Here is a 17,020-nt window from a genome sequence, read left to right as displayed (position 1 = left end):
ATGTCTTCCGCGATAACACAGTTTGTCAACCTATTCTATATAACCAAGCTTAAACAGAACCTTACCAGCCAGCGATATCAGCTCAGGATTTTCAGGATAAAAACGCAGTAACGGCAAAAATACCGCCTCACCGATAATGCTCCGGCTATTAGCATGGTTTGGGCGCAATCCCCAGATATTCTGATAAGTCATCGGCACGACCTGCCCATTCATGGTTGTGTTACCGATATACAGCATAATATGCCCTGGAATATAGACCAACGTAGTAAACGGTTTTCCGTATCTGGTGAGATAATCGATCCGCATTTGGGGATTTTTATGACTAAGATCGACCACCCGTCCAGCAGACTCTACCTGCGCGGATGAATGTCTGGGCAGGTATATGCCAAACGGCATTAACAGGCTGCGGACTTCGGCTGAACAATCATTATAAAAGTTAAAATTTCCCCAACCGTAGGGGGCGCCGTGCATTGCTTTCATTAGCACGGCGATATTTTCCGGCGTCATTTTCCACGGCATAGCCGTAAACTCGTTACCGCTTAGCCAGACCCAATGTATAAACGCACGACCATTGCTATCGCGAACTGGCGCCGCAATCAGGAACTGGCCCGCCCGTTGATGTCGGAACGGTAAAATAGTGCCCGGTCGCCCGGTGAAATAATAGACGCCTGCGGCATGGACAGAAACCGGCGCGTTGATAAATGCCCCCAGTTGCTTATGAGCAAGCAAAACCCACTGTGTTATAAATTTCTGATCCGCACTGGCAATATCTTCACTATGAACCCAGCCAGTTACCGCTGGTGAAACGACATATTGCCAGCGTTGGTCTTTGCTCTTCGTCAGCGTATAGACCGGCGTACCGGGACGCAGCGAAGACATTTGTAAATTATCAAACGGGTACCCCTCGCCCGCCTGACGGGGATCGTTAAAGAGCGGGTCGTCCGTTGGCAGCGCTCTGACTAAACTTTCCCTGACCATAATGCCTCGCCGGGAGGCATTATAGATATTGTCAATCTGCGTATCCGTATTCCCTCTAACCCCCTCTTTCCAGCGAGAGGTATAAAGTCTGAAGTTTTCCCCCCAATAAGCACTGCCGTCGCTAAGAAACTGCTTAATACTGGCATCCCGCGCCTGTGCTGCGTTTTTTTTCAGCAATGCGGTAATATAAAAACCATTCCACGGCGAGTGCGCTTCACTGTCCATTCCGAAATAATGAGATTTTAGTGCGTTAAAGTAGCGTTGTTGGGTAGCACTATCAATAACCGGAATAGTGTAATCAGCCGAGTCCGGAGGTATCCATTTATCAACCGACTGTGAATAATCCGCTAACGGAAAGCGTGTTTTTGTCGGGTCAATATAGCTCCCTGTGAGAATTTCATCTTTGGCTGTTGATCGGTAGGTCGTCTGGTGGCAAGCGGTGAGGCACAATGGTATCAATAAAACGGCCCAGGTTTTCTTTTGCATCATCATCTCCGTAAAGCGGGGAAGGCATAATATAGAGACTGACCAAAACCGCCATTCACGAAAACCCGAAATTATCTGTAGTTGACCTGTTATTAAGACAATATTGCAAAACGTGATTAAAGCATGATGCGGATCACATTACCTTATGATGAATATTAGTTCGCTATCTACCTTTAATTAAATTGTGCAGAAAACACCCCTGAACAGTTATATACTCGTTTAATTTGCATAAATACTCCACTGCCCCGCCCCTGTTTTTTTCAGACAATACATACTGTAGCGCGTCAGCTCTACTTTTTTTATATACTCTGCAAAATCGTTTTCATCGACGTAGCCAATAAAATTACGCGCATCACATGTCGAAGAGGAAAACTCGCCTGGAAGAGAGTAGGTTGCGATTGCACTCTCAGGCTCATACAAAATAAAAAAAAGTAAAAAAGCGCAACCTACAATCCCAATATTAATGAAGCTAATAAACAATTTTGCATTATCGGTATATTTCACTGGCAGACCTACTCACTTTATAAAGCAGGCATAAAACATATCAGCATTTTTTATAGAGATTAATGGATTTTATCGGCTGATTTACCCGACGTTTAGTATTTACCAGGCATAAGTTCTTGCGGGTCGGTAGCACATAACTGTTGTACTGGCAGAAATGCCGCTACCGGTGTTTTTTTACCGTGTATCGCGCTGGAAAGTTCACGCTCGCGGTCGGCATACAAATTGAAGACACAAAAAAACCACCCGTAGGTGGTTTCACGACACTGCTTATTGCTTTGATTATTCTTGTCTTTCCCATGGTACCCGGAGCGGGACTTGAACCCGCACAGCGCGAACGCCGAGGGATTTTAAATCCCTTGTGTCTACCGATTCCACCATCCGGGCTCGGGAAAAATTGGAGGCGCGTTCCGGAGTCGAACCGGACTAGACGGATTTGCAATCCGCTACATAACCGCTTTGTTAACGCGCCAAATTTTTTTGCTTTTCAGCCAGCATCCGCTTTACGCCAATGCTTTTAAACTGGAGCGGGAAACGAGACTCGAACTCGCGACCCCGACCTTGGCAAGGTCGTGCTCTACCAACTGAGCTATTCCCGCAGTATCAAGCAACTTTGTTAATCACTTGATTTTGTTATCGTCTGGCAATCAGTGCTGCCGTTCGATGCGTTGCATTCTACTTACCTGACGCACTGAGTCAACGATATTTTTCGTCACTCACGATCGTTTGCTGAAATTTGCGGCGAAACGATCACTGATCAAGCAAATCTCCGCGTGCAGCGCTCAAATATTGCAACATGGACCACAACGTTAGCACCGCTGCAACAAAGAAAAGCGCGATCCCGGCATACTCTACCCAGATATTCGGACGCCACAAGAGCCACGCCAGCGCCACCATCTGCGCGGTAGTTTTGACTTTACCGATCCAGGAGACCGCTACACTACTGCGTTTGCCCAGCTCAGCCATCCATTCACGCAGAGCAGAGATAATAATTTCGCGGGCTATCATCGTCGCCGCAGGTAACGTCACCCACCAGCTATGATAATGCTCGGTGACCAGCACCATGGCGATCGCCACCAGCACCTTGTCGGCGACGGGGTCGAGGAAAGCGCCGAAACGCGTACTCTGGTTCCAGCGTCGCGCCAGAAAGCCGTCAAACCAGTCGGTAATAGCAGCAATACAGAAAATCAGCGCGCTGACCATCGGCGCCCAGGCGAACGGCAAATAAAACACCACGACAAAGAATGGAATCAGGATGACGCGAAACAGCGTGAGCAACGTAGGGATATTAAATTGCATAGTGACGGGTAACTATCTGTTGTCAGTGAAATTACCCCTATGTTGCTACAGTGGCCTCAATGTTTCAACGACCAGAAGATCTTTTCTGCCAGACCTTGCGAAATACCCGGCACTTTTGCAATTTCTTCTACGCTGGCGTTACGTAGTCCTTGCAAACCGCCCATATATTTCAGCAGCATCTGGCGACGTTTAGGCCCAACGCCTTCAATGGTTTCCAGCGTACTGGTATTTTTAACCTTCGCGCGTTTTTTACGGTGCCCGCCGATCGCGTGATCGTGCGACTCATCGCGAATATGCTGAATAACATGCAGCGCCGGCGAGTCCGGCGGCAGGCTAAACCCCTCGCCTTCCGGTTCAAAAAAGAGTGTTTCCAGACCGGCCTTTCTGTCTGCGCCTTTGGCGACGCCGAGCAACAAAGGGCGATGCTTATCCCAGGGGACATCCAGCTCAGCGAAAACGGCTTTCGCCTGGGCGAGCTGCCCTTTTCCGCCGTCGATCAGAATAACGTCCGGAATCTTACTTTCTTCTATGGCCTTGCCATAACGCCGACGTAGCACCTGATTCATCGCCGCGTAGTCATCACCCGGCGTGATGCCCGCGATATTATAACGACGATACTCGGCGCGTAACGGCCCGTTAGCGTCAAATACCACACAGGATGCGACCGTTTGCTCCCCCATGGTATGGCTGATGTCAAAACACTCCATCCGCTTGATAGCAGGAAGTTTTAATACCGCCGCCAGCGCAGTCAAACGCTGCGTGATGGTGGACTGCTGCGAAAGTTTTGTAATTAAGGCCGTTGCCGCGTTGGTCCGCGCCAGCTTGAGATAACGGGCGCGATCGCCGCGCGGTTTTGTCTGGACATGAATACGCCGTCCGGCAAGTTCCGACAATGAGTCGGCCAGCAGCGTTTTATCGTTAAGATTAAAATCGAGTAGAATCTCGCCCGGTAGCGTGCGCATCTGGCTACCCTGCAGGTAAAACTGCCCGACAAAGGTTTCCACCACTTCGCCCAGTTCCGTACCGCCAGGCACTTTTGGAAAATAGCTGCGGCTGCCCAGCACCTTACCCTGGCGAATAAACAGCACATGCACACAGGCCATACCCGCATCAAAAGCCACGCCGATCACGTCGAGATCGTCGCCTGCATTGGAGACAAACTGTCTCTCCGTGACCCGGCGTACCGCCTGGATCTGATCGCGAATACGCGCCGCCTCTTCAAATGCCAGATCCTGGCTGGCCTTTTCCATTCGGGCAATCAGCTGTGTTAAGACCTGGTCGTCCTTGCCGGACAAAAACAACCGGACATACTCCACTTGTTGCGTGTACTCCGCCTCGCTGACCAGTCCTGCAACGCAGGGGCCTAAGCAGCGGCCAATCTGGTATTGCAGGCAAGGACGCGAGCGGTTGCGATACACGCTGTTTTCGCACTGGCGGATAGGGAAAATTTTCTGTAACAGCGCCAGCGTTTCCCGCACGGCATAGCCATTAGGAAATGGACCGAAGTACTCGCCTTTCGCATGTTTGGCGCCACGGTGCATCGCCAGACGCGGATGGGTATCGCCGCTCAGAAAAATAAAAGGATAGGATTTATCATCACGCAACAACACGTTGTAACGCGGTTGATACAACTTGATGTAATTATGCTCAAGCAGCAGCGCTTCCGTTTCGGTATGCGTTACCGTGACATCAATGTGTTGAATTTGCGCAACTAGCGCTTCGGTTTTACGCGAAGCCAGGTTGCTGCGAAAGTAGCTGGAAAGACGCTTTTTCAGGTCTTTTGCTTTACCGACATAAATAACCGTACCGCCGGCGTCATACATACGATAGACACCGGGTTGGCTGGTAACGGTTTTCAGGAACGCCTTTGCGTCAAATATTTCACTCACTGGCTTGTTAACGTCTCCGCATTACACAGGCCATGGCGGATTGCCAGGTGAGTCAGCTCAACATCACCATGAATGTTTAATTTACTGAACATACGATAGCGATAGCTGTTCACCGTTTTAGGACTGAGATTCAGCTGTTCTGAAATCTCATTGACCTTCTGACCCTTGGTGATCATCAGCATAATCTGCAACTCGCGTTCAGACAAACTGGCGAACGGCGTTTCCGTTTTTGCAGGCTCGATCTGACTGAGCGCCATCTGCTGAGCGATATCGGAGGCGATATAACGTTGTCCGGAATACACCGAACGAATAGCGCTCACCACCTCCTGAGGCGCAGCGCCTTTGCTGAGATAGCCAGCTGCGCCAGCCTGCATCACTTTGGCGGGCAACGGGTTCTCCGTATGGACGGTCAGCATGATCACTTTGATATCCGCTGTCGATCGGGCAATTTTACGCGTCGCCTCAAGGCCGCCAATACCGGGCATGTTCATATCCATCAGCACGACGTCAACGGCGTTAGTACGGCACCATTTTACCGCATCCTCTCCGCAGCACGCTTCACCGACAACTTTAATGCCCTTTATATCTTCAAGAATGCGTCGTATCCCTGCGCGCACCAGTTCGTGGTCATCAACAAGAAGAACGTTGATCAAAGGAATATCTCCAGAATAGGGATAACGCTACTGATAGTTAATCGTCCTTATATTAGCTGGTTTTATCTCAACTTTGAAACGTAAAAAAACACCGGGTATTCGATTTTGCTCTCGTTTTTGGAAATTATGTTGTACGTCATGTGGCAACTGCCAACGTTGTAGCCCCTTCTGGCGGCGCTGTCCCGGGCTGATATTTCATAATGGTGACAAAAATTTCACGTTCCGCTGTCTAAACACTAATTAGAGAATCAACTTTGTAACAATAATTAACGAGTGAAATACGCGTAATAAACAAAGAATGAAGAAAATATATGCATCACGCGGCAACGTTTATTTTGTGGGTAAACCTTCCTCTTTTTGATCAAAAAACAACCACTGCTATTTTTAGCGTAGCTTATGGTATACTCCGCCGCCTTAACATCTGCTATCGCACATTTTCACTGAAACATAACGAGGAAAATAAATGAGTACGCCTGATTTTTCCACCGCTGAGAATAATCAAGAACTGGCTACTGAAGTCAACTGCCTGAAAGCCATGTTAACGCTGATGCTGCAGGCGATGGGCCAGGCCGATGCAGGGCGCGTGATTCTTAAAATGGAAAAACAGATCGCGCAGATGGATGATGAAGCACAAGCGGCGGTATTTTCCAGTACGGTTAAGCAAATTAAACAAGCTTACCGCCAGTAGTAAAAAACCGGCTGTTAGCATCGCTTTCAGCCGGTTTCGCGTCTGGCGCGAAGCATCGTCAGCACGTCATATCAGACCTGTCGCCGCAGCGTAGCAGGCAATCTGTGTTTTATTTGGCGCATTGAATTTCTTCTGCATGTTTTTCTGATGGAAGTTAACGGTATTTTCAGAAATCGACAGAATAATGGCGATCTCTGATGAGGTCTTCCCTTCCGCCGTCCACTTCAGAATCTCTTTCTCACGTTTACTGAAACGCATCTCAGGCGCCATCACCATGTCGTCTTCAAATCTTGTCAGCGCCGAAAGACTCTCCCGCGCCAGCAGTTGCAACCTCAGCTCCACTTCATCGTAGGTAAACGAGGAGCAGCGTAAACTGCTACGGGAGACAGATAAAAAGCCCAGCGCCCGGTTCGGCAACATCACACACTGGGTTACGCCTCTGCGTAATCCGAAACGCTGGGCGGCATCCCACATCGCCTGCGCTTCATGAAATAGCACGTCATCCCAATGTAAATGACCCTGCCTGAAATTTTCCGGCTTTAATACCGGATCGATCGCAAAATAGTTTTCGGACTGATAATGCGTTACCCACGCCGGAGGATAAGTGGTACGAAGCGATATTTTAGGCCGGGTAAAGGGAACGGGATGACGAACACACAGGGCATAATAATCAAATTCCAGCCGCTGTGTCTGATATTGCAATTCAGTATAAACATCCTCTGCTGCCGCCATCTCCTGAAAGCGTAACAACATTGCGCGTCGCCAGGTGAAGAAATCATTTTCCTGCATATTTTATGGTCACGCCTTTGATATTGATAATCATTATTATGAATGACTTAAATTAACACATAAATAGTGTTTATATATAAGAAATATCGGACGAATCGTAGAATACTTGAGCGGCATTACAGTTTTTTGGCTTCCGCCTGAGAGCGAGGTTAATAATCTGGCAGAATGACTTCATAATTATTCATTGCGCTCGCCCGAGGCGCGGCTAATTCGGGCGAGCGTTGAAAAGGTATTATTTCACTAAAAATTTCTCAAGGAACTGGCGGGTACGCGGATGCTGAGGATCGGCGAACAAGGTTTTCGCCGGCCCCTGCTCAACGATTTGCCCCTGATCCATAAATATTGCCCGATCAGCCACGTCACGCGCAAAGCTCATTTCGTGAGTGACGATCACCATCGTGCGCTTTTCCTGCGCCAGCTGGCGAATCGTATTAAGCACCTCGCCGACTAATTCAGGATCAAGCGCCGACGTCGGCTCATCAAACAGAATCACTTCCGGGCGCATCGCCAGCGCGCGTGCAATCGCCACGCGCTGCTGTTGCCCGCCCGACAGGCGGCGCGGATAACGGGTCTCTTTACCAGCCAACCCGACTTTGGCTAACAGTTCCCGCGCCAGCGCCGTCGCCTCGGCTTTCGGCTCTCCCTTTACAATCACCGGACCTTCAATGATATTTTCCAGCACGGTACGATGCGGGAACAGGTTAAAACTCTGAAAGACAAAGCCGACATGCTGACGTAGCTGGCGAATCAACCCTTTTTGCTGGCTGAATGGGCGGGCGGTATCGATGATAATATCGCCCACTTTAATGGTGCCCGCTTCCGGTTGTTCCAGCAGGTTAATGCAGCGTAATAACGTTGTCTTCCCTGAGCCGCTCGGGCCGATAATGGCGACGACTTCTCCGGGCTTCACCTCAAGGTCGATACCGTGCAGCACCGTTTGACCATGAAATTTTTTGACCAGGTTGGTGACTTCGATCGCACTCATTTTGGCTCTCTCTCCTGGCGGTTAAGCTGGTTTTCAAAATAGTTTTGCAGTGCCGATAAGACGGTCGCCATTACCCAGTAGATTAACGACGCGGCCAGATACATGGTAAACACCTCCAGCGTTCGCGAGGTAATTAACTGCGCCTGGCGGAACAACTCCGGCACCTGAATCGTCGCGGCGAGCGACGTATCTTTCACCAGGCTGATAAAGCTGTTGCTCAACGGCGGAAGCGCGACACGAGCCGCCTGCGGCAAAATAGCGCGACGTAGCGTTTGCCACGGCGTCATGCCAATGCTCGCCGCCGCTTCCCATTGTCCCTTGTCGATAGCCGAGATCGCCGCGCGCAGCGTCTCGGACGTGTAAGCCGCGGTATTGAGCGATAAACCAATCATCGCCGCCGGGATAGGGTCCAGCTCAATCCCAAATTGCGGCAGGCCGTAATAGATCATAAATAACTGGGCGATAAGCGGCGTACCGCGAAAAATCGAGATATAAAAGCGCGCCAGCCAGCGAACCGGCCATAGCGGAGACATCCGCATCAGCGCCAGCACAAATCCCAGCAGCAGACCAAAAAACATACCGCCAATACTCAGTTGCAGGGTAAAGACGGCGCCTTTAAGCAAATACGGCAGCGATTCAATAACCAGTTGGATACTTTCTTGCATTCGCGTTGATTACCTGGAGGTTATACATGAGGATGGTAGGCAAACAGCGCAGGCGCCCCACCGGTGTGAATAAAGAGAATCGGCCCGTCATCGTTAAAGCGTTTCTGGCTGATGCCGTCTATCAGACCCGCCATCGCTTTGCCGGTATATACCGGATCTAGCAGCACCCCCTCCAGGCTCGCCAGCAGTTTCACCGCCTCCATCCCCGCGTCATTTGGCACGCCGTACCCCGGGGCAAAATAGTCATCCCATAAATGAATATCCGCCGTCGCCGTCAGCGCCAGCTGACCGGCAATAGCCTGCTGTAAGGCAATCACTTTGGGTTTCTGCTCGGCGACAGCACGTGAAACGGTCACGCCAATCAGTTCGACATCCGGCATCAGATGTTCCAGCCCGACAGCTAACCCGGCGTGCGTTCCGGCGCTGCCGGAGGCCACCACCACCGAAGAGAGCCCGACGACCTCTTCACACTGCTGGGCGATTTCCAGGGCGCTCTCTACGTATCCCATTGCGCCCAGCGCGCTGGAGCCGCCGACCGGAATCACATAGGGCCTGAACCCTTGCGCTTCAATGCGCGTCGCCAGCGTTTGCAACTGCGCATCCGGATCGGTTAGCGCATCGCACATCTCAATTTGTGTATTAAATAAATCCAGTAACAGGCGATTACCATTCGTCAGGTAATTTTCCGCGGTGGTACCGATTGGATTTTCCAGCAAAGCGACGCAATGCAGCCCCAATTTGGCCGCGACCGCCGCCGTCTGACGGACATGGTTTGACTGAATCGCCCCTGCGGTTATCAGCGTATCCGCCCCTTCTCGCAGCGCGTCGGCCACCAGAAACTCCAGCTTGCGCAGTTTATTGCCGCCCATTGCAATGGGCGTAACGTCATCGCGCTTAATGTAAATCTCACGGCCAAGATAATCAGACAATCGCGGCAGGTATTCGAGCGGGGTCGGCGCGCCGATAAGCTCCAGGCGAGGGAAGCGCGTTAAGTGATGTAGTGGCATTGAGCCTCCGGTAACGTTGTGGTGTGTTCTTTTTATTATGCACGTTGATCTAACGGAAATAAAAAAGGCGCCGGTTCACGCGCCTCCGTTTGCTGACATAGTATGAGGTTGATATTGCCCGGCGGCGCTCTGCCTGCCGGGCAACGTAGAGCATTATTGGGTCACGTCAGCGCCAAACCATTTTTCAGAGAGCGCTTTTAAGGTGCCATCTTTTTGCATTTCCGCAATGGCGTTATCTACCGCCTTCAGCAAGTCTTCGTTGCCTTTACGTAACGCAACGCCGGACTCCTGACGCGAAAACGCATCACCGGTGACAGCCAGCGTACCTTTGGTTTTTTTCACCAGATCCAGCGCCGCCAGACGATCGACTAAAATCGCGTCAATACGGCCTACGCGCAGATCCTGGTATTTTGTAGGATCATCGTCATAAGTACGGATATCCACACCCTGAACATGTTGACGTAGCCACTCTTCATAGTTAGTCCCCAGCCCAACGCCAACTTTTTTGCCCTGCAGATCGGCCGCCGTTTTGATCGTGCCTTCATTGCCTTTTTTCACCAGCGCCTGAACGCCGGAGACAGTGTAAGGCGTAGAGAAATCATACTTTTTCTTGCGGACGTCTGAAATCGTGACCTGGTTTATCACCACATCAATGCGTTTAGCGTCCAGCGACGCCAGTATTCCGTCCCATTTGGTCGGCTTCAACGACGCTTTAACGCCCAGGTGTTTTGCCAACGCCTCGGCGAAATCGACTTCAAAACCGGTTAATTTGCCGTCTTCGCCCTGAAAACTAAACGGCGGATAGGTACCTTCCAGCCCTACCAGCAGCGTGCCGCGTTCTTTAACTTTGTTCAGCAAACCCTCATCGGCAAAGCTCTTCGCGCTCATTCCCGCCACCAGCGCTACAGCCATTACTCCCATCAGTGCCTGACGTCCCAGCAGTGCTAATTTCATAGTAACCCCGAATATTGCCGTTAATGACCATAGACTGTGTCCCGCCATGGCGCATCGTCACGTCTCGCGAACCTTTGGGGGACTCAGCCTAATGTAGAAGGTTTGCCACGTTTCACCAACACGACTCTGCTACATCTTATGCTTTTTTAATATATATCAGAACTGGCGGTAAAGGGGGATTTCTGTCTGGGCGCAATCTGCTGATGCGCTTTATATTGCTGGTATTTACGTAGTGCGATACGGTAATTATTGGTGCTGGTTTGCGGCAACCATGGCGCCAGGCTTTCATCGAGAAAACCGTCCTGCAGCAGATCGTGGGAAATGTTTTGCTCGCTGAGGTAATTGCCAAGACGTCGTAAACGCACGACATATTCCCGCACCGTGCCATGGCTCATCTCGGTTTGTTCAAACAAATACTGCTTGAAACCGATAATATCGAAAAAATCACTCTGCTTTTTGCAGTGCAAATCGCCGCAAAAGCGACACAGCGCCACCCACTCCTTCTGCTCCCGCTGCCAGGCAGCGTCGTCAAGTAGCATATCCAGCTGTGAAATAGCGATTTTATTAACGATCTTGCCACGGCGAACCAGCGTAATGCGGTCGAGCAGTTTGTGACAATGCGCGCAATGCGTCTGGCTGTGTTTAAAGTCTTTAAGATAGCGGCTCAAGGGCCGCCTTTTAGGTTGCTGCACCGTCATGAGAACTCCTGGTAGTCTATACGTTGTGCGGCACTTTTCGGGTGCGACCATGCGCGACCTATAACTTACCCAGTTTGGTGCGTAATCGTTTGATGGCCTGACTATGCAACTGGCTGACCCGCGATTCGCCGACTTCCAGTACCGCGCCAATCTCTTTGAGATTGAGCTCTTCCTGGTAATACAGCGTTAACACCAGTTGCTCGCGTTCCGGCAGCGATTCAATCGCATCCATTACCCGCTGTCGCAGGTCGCCCTCCAGCAGTTGATGTAACGGGTTTTCCTGTTGATGTTCTTCAGTCACCAGTTCGATGCTATCGCCATGCTCTTCCCGCCACTCATCGTAAGAGAAAAGTTGGCTGTTGTTGGTATCGAGCAACATCTGACGATACTCCGCAACAGGGATGCCAAGACGTTCCGCCACTTCGGTTTCCGTCGCATTACGCCCCAGTTCCTGCTCCAGTTGTCCCATCGCCTGCGCCACTTCGCGGGCATTACGCCGGACGCTACGCGGCACCCAATCGCGGCTGCGTAATTCATCCAGCATCGCCCCACGAATACGCTGCACTGCGTAAGTGGTAAATGCCGTTCCTTGCAAAGCGTCATATCGGTCGACCGCATTTAATAACCCGATGCCGCCCGCTTGTAGCAGATCGTCCAGTTCCACGCTCGCCGGCAATCGCACCTGCAGGCGCAATGCTTCGTGACGCACCAGCGGTACATAACGCTGCCACAGCGAGTGTTTATCCATTACACCTTCAGCGGTATACAGTGAATTCACGATAAACAGCCCTGCGTTAAATGAGTTATCGGCATGATTATCCGTTTCTACAGAGGGTTCTATCGAAGGAATAAGGCTATAAAAGAAGGGTTATTTCACTTATGTAACCTGTAGCGCCTTTTTAGCGGCTCAAAGAGCAGAATAAAATCAGCCAGATAGGATAAACGGGATGCGCAAAAGCCCACCCCGAACAAAACTATGTCAGAAGATGAATCATCGACAGATCGTCGCCAGTACGCACCGTTTCTATATGGCGATGAAAATTCGCCGCCACCTCGCTGTTATGCTGGCTGCGGGAGTGAAAACTATACACAATATTGGTAACGTCATCCCACTCAAGACGCCCGCGCTCATGCACGCTGGCTGCCGTTAATAGCTTAATAAACGCATATTCCGCCACGATAATATACAGCGCGCGTAACGGGTCGACATTCGGCTGGTTGGGGAAATTATTTTCCCAAATTTTATAGAGAATTAAATTTCTGAAAGCCCAGTTCTTCTGCTGCTCATCCGCCTGTAAACAGCGCGCTAATGAGGACTCAATATCGCTCACCTTCTTCTCCATTGAAACGCCCTCTTCCGCCGTCAGCACCCGCAGAAGACACTGGATGTAGTGATCGAGGATAACACTGCCACGATTAAGTGGGAGCGAGCGGAAATAGTTCTGCATCTGCAATACCAGCGAGGTTTTTACCTTGCTATCCGGCGCGATATTCATCAACTCCTGCGCCAGCACGCCGGTCTGCAACTGTTCAAGTAACGCGGCATACACCTGTTCCAGTTCGCCCAGCGCGGCATCATCTATTTTGGCAAATTTCTGCGTATACATGACAAATTTAATCAACGCATAGAGCGCGGCTTCCGTACTGCTGTTGGCATGGTTGATCAGACTCAGGCAAAACAGATTGAGTAACTTTTGCTGCGCTGGGAATAACGGCGCAGTATTGAATGTCTGCTGAATGATAGTTTTTTCGCCGAGCGCCATCGCGTCAGGATCGTTTAAAATGCGGGACGTCACCTCCGGGCAGGCAAGACTCAGGGAGTTACGTACCTCATTTTTATAGGTATGGTGCGCCCGCGGGAAAGAGGAACAGGTATGACTTAATGCCTTTGCGCCTAACGTTTTTTGTACCCGGCACAGACGGTCCTCATCCAGATAGGGACAATTCCCCAGCGCCGAAGGCAGCTTAATTTCGCCCCAGTGGCTGTTGTTCTTTTTCAGCAGAATAATATTATCTTGCGCGATGGTACGAATCGTCGCGTCTTTACTGGCGAGATACTTTTTAACCGTCGTCTTATCCAGCGTGATTTTCCAGCCCTTACAACAGTGGTCGCGGCAGGCCGAGCCAGAACAGGAAAAGCGGGTGACAAAGGCAGGTTCAGTGACGGTGATTTCTTTCATTACACAGGCTCCGGAATTAAAAAAGGCAGCTTTCGCTGCCTTGATTGTGTACCACGTGTCGGTGAATCAATCGCCGGATTAACGCAGTAAAGAGAGGACGTTTTGCGGAACCTGGTTCGCCTGCGCCAGAACGGAGGTACCGGCCTGCTGCAGGATCTGCGCGCGAGACATGTTGGAAACTTCGGTCGCGTAGTCGGAATCTTCGATACGGCTACGGGCAGAAGACAGGTTATTTACGGTATTGCCCAGGTTGGTGATAGCGGAGTTGAAACGGTTCTGTACCGCACCCAGGTCAGAACGCAGCGCATCAACCTGCGCCAGCGCGGCATCAATTTTAGCCAGTGGGTTTTCGGTGGTTGTAGCAGCCGCTTCAGCCAGCTCTGGCTGTGCTTTGAAGTTGTGACCAGCAGCTTTGCTGGCATTATAGGTTTTACCGTCGATAGAAACGACTTCAGTTTTACCGTCTGCGCCACCCAGTTGGTTCAGTGCAGTTTTAGTGTTGCCGCCTTTATCGGTATATTCAGTGGTGTTAATGCTGAACGATCCATCTTTATTTTTTGTTGCAGCATAAATATTAGCCCCAACTTTAACACCGAAACCGCCATCAATAGTCTTACCGTTTTTATCCGTATAAGACATCGTAACTAATTGGCCTTTTGCAGCATCAGCAGCACTAATACCACTGTCGGTCAACTGATCTTTAACTGCTGTACTGAGGGCTACAGGTTTTGGCTGCGTTTCGGTTACTGCCGTCGCCGTGGCTGGCATGCCTCCTGTCACTTTCGTGGTTGTCGGCATTGTAACAGTGCCATCATCTGCAACACTAACTTCATAAACACCATTTTTAGTAGCGTCGCCAGCGGTTAAACCTTCTACTTCAATAAAATATTTATTATCAGTTGCATCGAAGAAGACTTTACCATCCTTAATTGCAGCAGTACCGTTTGTTGCACCACCAACACCCGTTTTAAGAGCTGCATCATTAAGACCAGTGGTATTGAGTGTTGCCCCACCGCCGCTTTTAACTGCTTCGCTCTTCACATCATATTTTTTCTGCACATTCAGCGTATCCAGACCCAGGGTCTGAGAGTTGATCTGCTTCAGATCGATATCGATAGTTTCACCGTCGTTGGCACCAACCTGGATGGTCAGGGTGTTGTCCTGCGCCAGGACTTTCACGCCGTTGAACTGAGTCTGGCCGGATACACGGTCGATTTCGTTCAGGCGCTGGGTGATTTCTGCCTGGATGGAGTCGAGGTCAGACTGGGAGTTGGTGCTGTTAGCAGACTGAACCGCCAGTTCACGCACACGCTGCAGGTTGTTGTTGATTTCGTTCAGCGCGCCTTCAGTGGTCTGCGCAATAGAAATACCGTCGTTAGCGTTACGGGAAGCCTGAGTCAGACCTTTGATGTTCGCGGTAAAACGGTTAGCAATCGCCTGACCTGCCGCATCGTCTTTCGCGCTGTTGATACGCAGACCGGAAGACAGACGCTCGATAGCGGTGCCCAGAGCAGACTGGGATTTGTTCAGGTTATTCTGGGTCAACAGCGACAGGCTGTTTGTATTAATGACTTGTGCCATGATCTTTTCCTTATCAATTACAACTTGATGTTATTGGGCTGTTGCCCACGGTTTCTCACCGTAACCCTTGTATCGGCACCTGAATTTCGAACTTTAGAAAATTTTTCACTTCCCCCGATCTTTTTCTTAGGCGGCGAAATAGCCGCTTTATGCATCATTATTCCGCGCATTATTTTTGCAAAATTATCATTAAACTTTGCCTCCAGATTGCCGATAACGCGCTTAACTACTGTTTGCAATCAAAAAGGAAGAAGGCATGGCTTCAATTTCATCATTAGGTGTGGGATCAAACTTACCGTTAGACCAGTTGTTGACAGACCTGACAAAGAACGAAAAAGGACGCTTAACGCCAATTACCAAACAGCAGAGCGCGAATTCGGCAAAGCTAACCGCCTATGGCACATTGAAAAGCGCATTAGAAAAATTCCAGACGGCAAATACCGCGTTAAATAAAGCGGATTTATTTAAGTCTACCGTGGCGTCCAGCACCACTGAAGATCTCAAAGTCAGTACTACCGCTGGCGCTGCCGCAGGGACTTATAAGATTAACGTAACCCAGCTTGCCGCCGCACAGTCGCTGGCGACAAAAACCACCTTCGCGACCACCAAAGAGCAGTTGGGCGATACGTCGGTCACGTCCCGGACAATTAAAATTGAACAGCCGGGACGTAAAGAGCCGCTGGAAATTAAGCTGGATAAAGGCGACACCTCCATGGAGGCGATCCGTGACGCCATCAATGACGCCGACAGCGGTATCGCCGCCAGTATCGTTAAGGTCAAAGAGAACGAATTCCAGTTGGTGCTTACCGCCAATAGCGGTACTGACAATACGATGAAGATCACGGTGGAAGGCGATACAAAACTTAACGATCTACTCGCTTATGACAGCACCACCAATACCGGCAATATGCAAGAGCTGGTGAAAGCAGAAAACGCGAAGCTGAACGTAAACGGCATCGACATTGAGCGTCAGAGCAATACCGTAACCGACGCCCCTCAGGGAATTACACTCACCCTGACCAAGAAAGTGACCGACGCGACCGTGACGGTAACGAAAGATGATACCAAGGCGAAAGAGGCGATTAAATCCTGGGTGGATGCCTATAACTCGCTGGTGGATACCTTTAGCTCGTTAACCAAATATACCGCCGTTGAGCCGGGCGAAGAAGCCAGCGATAAAAACGGCGCGCTGTTAGGCGATAGTGTGGTTCGTACTATCCAGACCGGGATTCGGGCACAATTTGCCAATAGCGGCAGTAATTCTGCGTTCAAAACAATGGCGGAAATTGGCATCACCCAGGATGGGACTTCCGGCAAACTGAAGATTGATGATGATAAGCTGACCAAAGTATTGAAAGATAATACAGCCGCAGCGCGTGAGCTGCTGGTGGGCGATGGTAAAGAAACGGGGATCACCACCAAAATTGCCACCGAAGTGAAAAGTTATCTGGCGGATGACGGCATTATTGATAATGCGCAGGACAACGTTAACGCCACGCTGAAAAGCCTGACAAAACAGTACCTGTCCGTTAGCAATAGCATCGATGAAACCGTTGCCCGTTACAAGGCCCAGTTTACCCAACTGGATACCATGATGAGTAAACTGAATAACACCAGTAGTTATTTGACCCAGCAATTTACAGCTATGAACAAGTCCTGATAACAGA

16 protein-coding genes, 3 tRNA genes and 1 pseudogene are annotated in these 17,020 nt (G+C 50.2%); 3 read left to right on the top strand and 17 right to left on the bottom strand.

Translation table 11 applies throughout. The features are described from left to right. Window positions 1-30 precede the first annotated feature (30 nt). The 8 genes and pseudogenes from LCS67_RS09325 to uvrY form a co-directional block, all read right to left on the bottom strand. A complete protein-coding gene (locus tag LCS67_RS09325; protein ID WP_077906027.1) occupies window positions 31-1,470 on the bottom strand; it encodes an SH3 domain-containing C40 family peptidase in 1,440 nt (479 codons plus the stop codon). Window positions 1,471-1,683: 213 nt separating this feature from the next. After that, window positions 1,684-2,015: pseudogene (locus tag LCS67_RS09320) on the bottom strand (hypothetical protein). Window positions 2,016-2,265: 250 nt separating this feature from the next. Beyond that, window positions 2,266-2,352, bottom strand: a tRNA-Leu gene (locus tag LCS67_RS09315). A gap of 11 nt (window positions 2,353-2,363) precedes the next feature. Then, a tRNA-Cys gene (locus LCS67_RS09310) sits at window positions 2,364-2,437 on the bottom strand. Between the two features lie 51 nt (window positions 2,438-2,488). After that, window positions 2,489-2,564 (bottom strand) — tRNA-Gly (locus tag LCS67_RS09305). 151 nt (window positions 2,565-2,715) lie between these two features. Next, window positions 2,716-3,264, bottom strand: a complete 549-nt coding sequence (pgsA, locus tag LCS67_RS09300; protein ID WP_001160192.1) for a CDP-diacylglycerol--glycerol-3-phosphate 3-phosphatidyltransferase — start codon at window positions 3,262-3,264, stop codon at window positions 2,716-2,718. A gap of 56 nt (window positions 3,265-3,320) precedes the next feature. Beyond that, entirely contained in the window at window positions 3,321-5,153 is a 1,833-nt protein-coding gene (gene uvrC / locus LCS67_RS09295; protein ID WP_001289458.1) for an excinuclease ABC subunit UvrC, read from the bottom strand. Beyond that, entirely contained in the window at window positions 5,150-5,806 is a 657-nt protein-coding gene (uvrY, locus tag LCS67_RS09290) for a UvrY/SirA/GacA family response regulator transcription factor (protein WP_000611323.1), read from the bottom strand. Before uvrY ends, uvrC begins: the two co-directional genes overlap by 4 nt. A 311-nt stretch (window positions 5,807-6,117) precedes the next feature. Here uvrY and LCS67_RS09285 point away from each other — a divergent pair, with 311 nt between their 5' ends. Together LCS67_RS09285 and LCS67_RS09280 are read left to right on the top strand one after the other, a co-directional pair. Beyond that, the gene (locus tag LCS67_RS09285; RefSeq protein WP_000546183.1) at window positions 6,118-6,273 is read left to right on the top strand and encodes a hypothetical protein; all 156 of its coding nucleotides are present in this window, start codon (window positions 6,118-6,120) and stop codon (window positions 6,271-6,273) included. After that, on the top strand, window positions 6,270-6,494 hold the full coding sequence (locus tag LCS67_RS09280) for a DUF2594 family protein (protein WP_000106483.1): 225 nt from the start codon (window positions 6,270-6,272) through the stop codon (window positions 6,492-6,494). Before LCS67_RS09285 ends, LCS67_RS09280 begins: the two co-directional genes overlap by 4 nt. Window positions 6,495-6,560: 66 nt before the next feature. On the opposite strand, the gene sdiA is transcribed toward LCS67_RS09280, so the two are convergent. The 9 genes from sdiA to LCS67_RS09235 all read right to left on the bottom strand — a co-directional run bounded on the left by sdiA (window position 6,561) and on the right by LCS67_RS09235 (window position 15,353). Continuing rightward, window positions 6,561-7,283 carry a transcriptional regulator SdiA gene (gene sdiA / locus LCS67_RS09275; RefSeq protein ID WP_001157169.1) on the bottom strand — a complete coding sequence of 241 codons (723 nt, stop codon included), beginning with the start codon at window positions 7,281-7,283 and terminating at the stop codon, window positions 6,561-6,563. 232 nt (window positions 7,284-7,515) lie between these two features. Further along, window positions 7,516-8,268, bottom strand: coding sequence for an L-cystine ABC transporter ATP-binding protein TcyN (tcyN, locus tag LCS67_RS09270; protein ID WP_001273038.1), 753 nt, complete (start codon window positions 8,266-8,268; stop codon window positions 7,516-7,518). Further along, the gene (gene tcyL / locus LCS67_RS09265) at window positions 8,265-8,933 is read right to left on the bottom strand and encodes a cystine ABC transporter permease (RefSeq protein WP_001158238.1); all 669 of its coding nucleotides are present in this window, start codon (window positions 8,931-8,933) and stop codon (window positions 8,265-8,267) included. The genes tcyN and tcyL overlap by 4 nt, the downstream gene beginning before the upstream one ends. A gap of 20 nt (window positions 8,934-8,953) precedes the next feature. Further along, on the bottom strand, window positions 8,954-9,940 hold the full coding sequence (dcyD, locus tag LCS67_RS09260; protein WP_001128187.1) for a D-cysteine desulfhydrase: 987 nt from the start codon (window positions 9,938-9,940) through the stop codon (window positions 8,954-8,956). 153 nt (window positions 9,941-10,093) lie between these two features. Beyond that, window positions 10,094-10,894 (bottom strand): cystine ABC transporter substrate-binding protein, encoded by an 801-nt coding sequence (gene tcyJ / locus LCS67_RS09255; RefSeq protein ID WP_000761634.1) that lies wholly within the window; start codon window positions 10,892-10,894, stop codon window positions 10,094-10,096. Window positions 10,895-11,040: 146 nt separating this feature from the next. Further along, window positions 11,041-11,592 (bottom strand): flagella biosynthesis regulatory protein FliZ, encoded by a 552-nt coding sequence (gene fliZ, locus LCS67_RS09250; protein WP_000218082.1) that lies wholly within the window; start codon window positions 11,590-11,592, stop codon window positions 11,041-11,043. Between the two features lie 58 nt (window positions 11,593-11,650). Continuing rightward, the gene (locus tag LCS67_RS09245) at window positions 11,651-12,370 is read right to left on the bottom strand and encodes an RNA polymerase sigma factor FliA (protein ID WP_001087453.1); all 720 of its coding nucleotides are present in this window, start codon (window positions 12,368-12,370) and stop codon (window positions 11,651-11,653) included. Between the two features lie 196 nt (window positions 12,371-12,566). Then, the gene (gene fliB, locus LCS67_RS09240) at window positions 12,567-13,772 is read right to left on the bottom strand and encodes a flagellin lysine-N-methylase (RefSeq protein ID WP_001633583.1); all 1,206 of its coding nucleotides are present in this window, start codon (window positions 13,770-13,772) and stop codon (window positions 12,567-12,569) included. A gap of 78 nt (window positions 13,773-13,850) precedes the next feature. Beyond that, a complete protein-coding gene (locus LCS67_RS09235; protein WP_023212507.1) occupies window positions 13,851-15,353 on the bottom strand; it encodes a FliC/FljB family flagellin in 1,503 nt (500 codons plus the stop codon). A gap of 256 nt (window positions 15,354-15,609) precedes the next feature. Here LCS67_RS09235 and fliD point away from each other — a divergent pair, with 256 nt between their 5' ends. Then, window positions 15,610-17,013, top strand: coding sequence for a flagellar filament capping protein FliD (gene fliD, locus LCS67_RS09230; protein ID WP_000146802.1), 1,404 nt, complete (start codon window positions 15,610-15,612; stop codon window positions 17,011-17,013). Window positions 17,014-17,020 lie beyond the last annotated feature (7 nt).

Source organism: Salmonella sp. A7 (assembly GCF_020181675.1).
Taxonomy (GTDB): Bacteria; Pseudomonadota; Gammaproteobacteria; order Enterobacterales; family Enterobacteriaceae; genus Salmonella; species Salmonella enterica.
The sequence above is the reverse complement of the archived record's forward strand: the minus strand, read 5'-3'. Positions and strand labels throughout refer to the sequence as shown.

Excerpts from the sequence above, each read along its gene's own strand:
- LCS67_RS09235 (WP_023212507.1), bottom strand. The coding sequence starts at position 15,353 with ATGGCACAAGTCATTAATACAAACAGCCTGTCGCTGTTGACCCAGAAT.
- LCS67_RS09285 (WP_000546183.1), top strand. The coding sequence starts at position 6,118 with ATGCATCACGCGGCAACGTTTATTTTGTGGGTAAACCTTCCTCTTTTT.
- dcyD (WP_001128187.1), bottom strand. The coding sequence starts at position 9,940 with ATGCCACTACATCACTTAACGCGCTTCCCTCGCCTGGAGCTTATCGGC.
- tcyL (WP_001158238.1), bottom strand. The coding sequence starts at position 8,933 with ATGCAAGAAAGTATCCAACTGGTTATTGAATCGCTGCCGTATTTGCTT.
- tcyN (WP_001273038.1), bottom strand. The coding sequence starts at position 8,268 with ATGAGTGCGATCGAAGTCACCAACCTGGTCAAAAAATTTCATGGTCAA.
- fliD (WP_000146802.1), top strand. The coding sequence starts at position 15,610 with ATGGCTTCAATTTCATCATTAGGTGTGGGATCAAACTTACCGTTAGAC.
- LCS67_RS09280 (WP_000106483.1), top strand. The coding sequence starts at position 6,270 with ATGAGTACGCCTGATTTTTCCACCGCTGAGAATAATCAAGAACTGGCT.
- pgsA (WP_001160192.1), bottom strand. The coding sequence starts at position 3,264 with ATGCAATTTAATATCCCTACGTTGCTCACGCTGTTTCGCGTCATCCTG.
- sdiA (WP_001157169.1), bottom strand. The coding sequence starts at position 7,283 with ATGCAGGAAAATGATTTCTTCACCTGGCGACGCGCAATGTTGTTACGC.
- tcyJ (WP_000761634.1), bottom strand. The coding sequence starts at position 10,894 with ATGAAATTAGCACTGCTGGGACGTCAGGCACTGATGGGAGTAATGGCT.
- fliZ (WP_000218082.1), bottom strand. The coding sequence starts at position 11,592 with ATGACGGTGCAGCAACCTAAAAGGCGGCCCTTGAGCCGCTATCTTAAA.
- fliB (WP_001633583.1), bottom strand. The coding sequence starts at position 13,772 with ATGAAAGAAATCACCGTCACTGAACCTGCCTTTGTCACCCGCTTTTCC.
- LCS67_RS09325 (WP_077906027.1), bottom strand. The coding sequence starts at position 1,470 with ATGATGATGCAAAAGAAAACCTGGGCCGTTTTATTGATACCATTGTGC.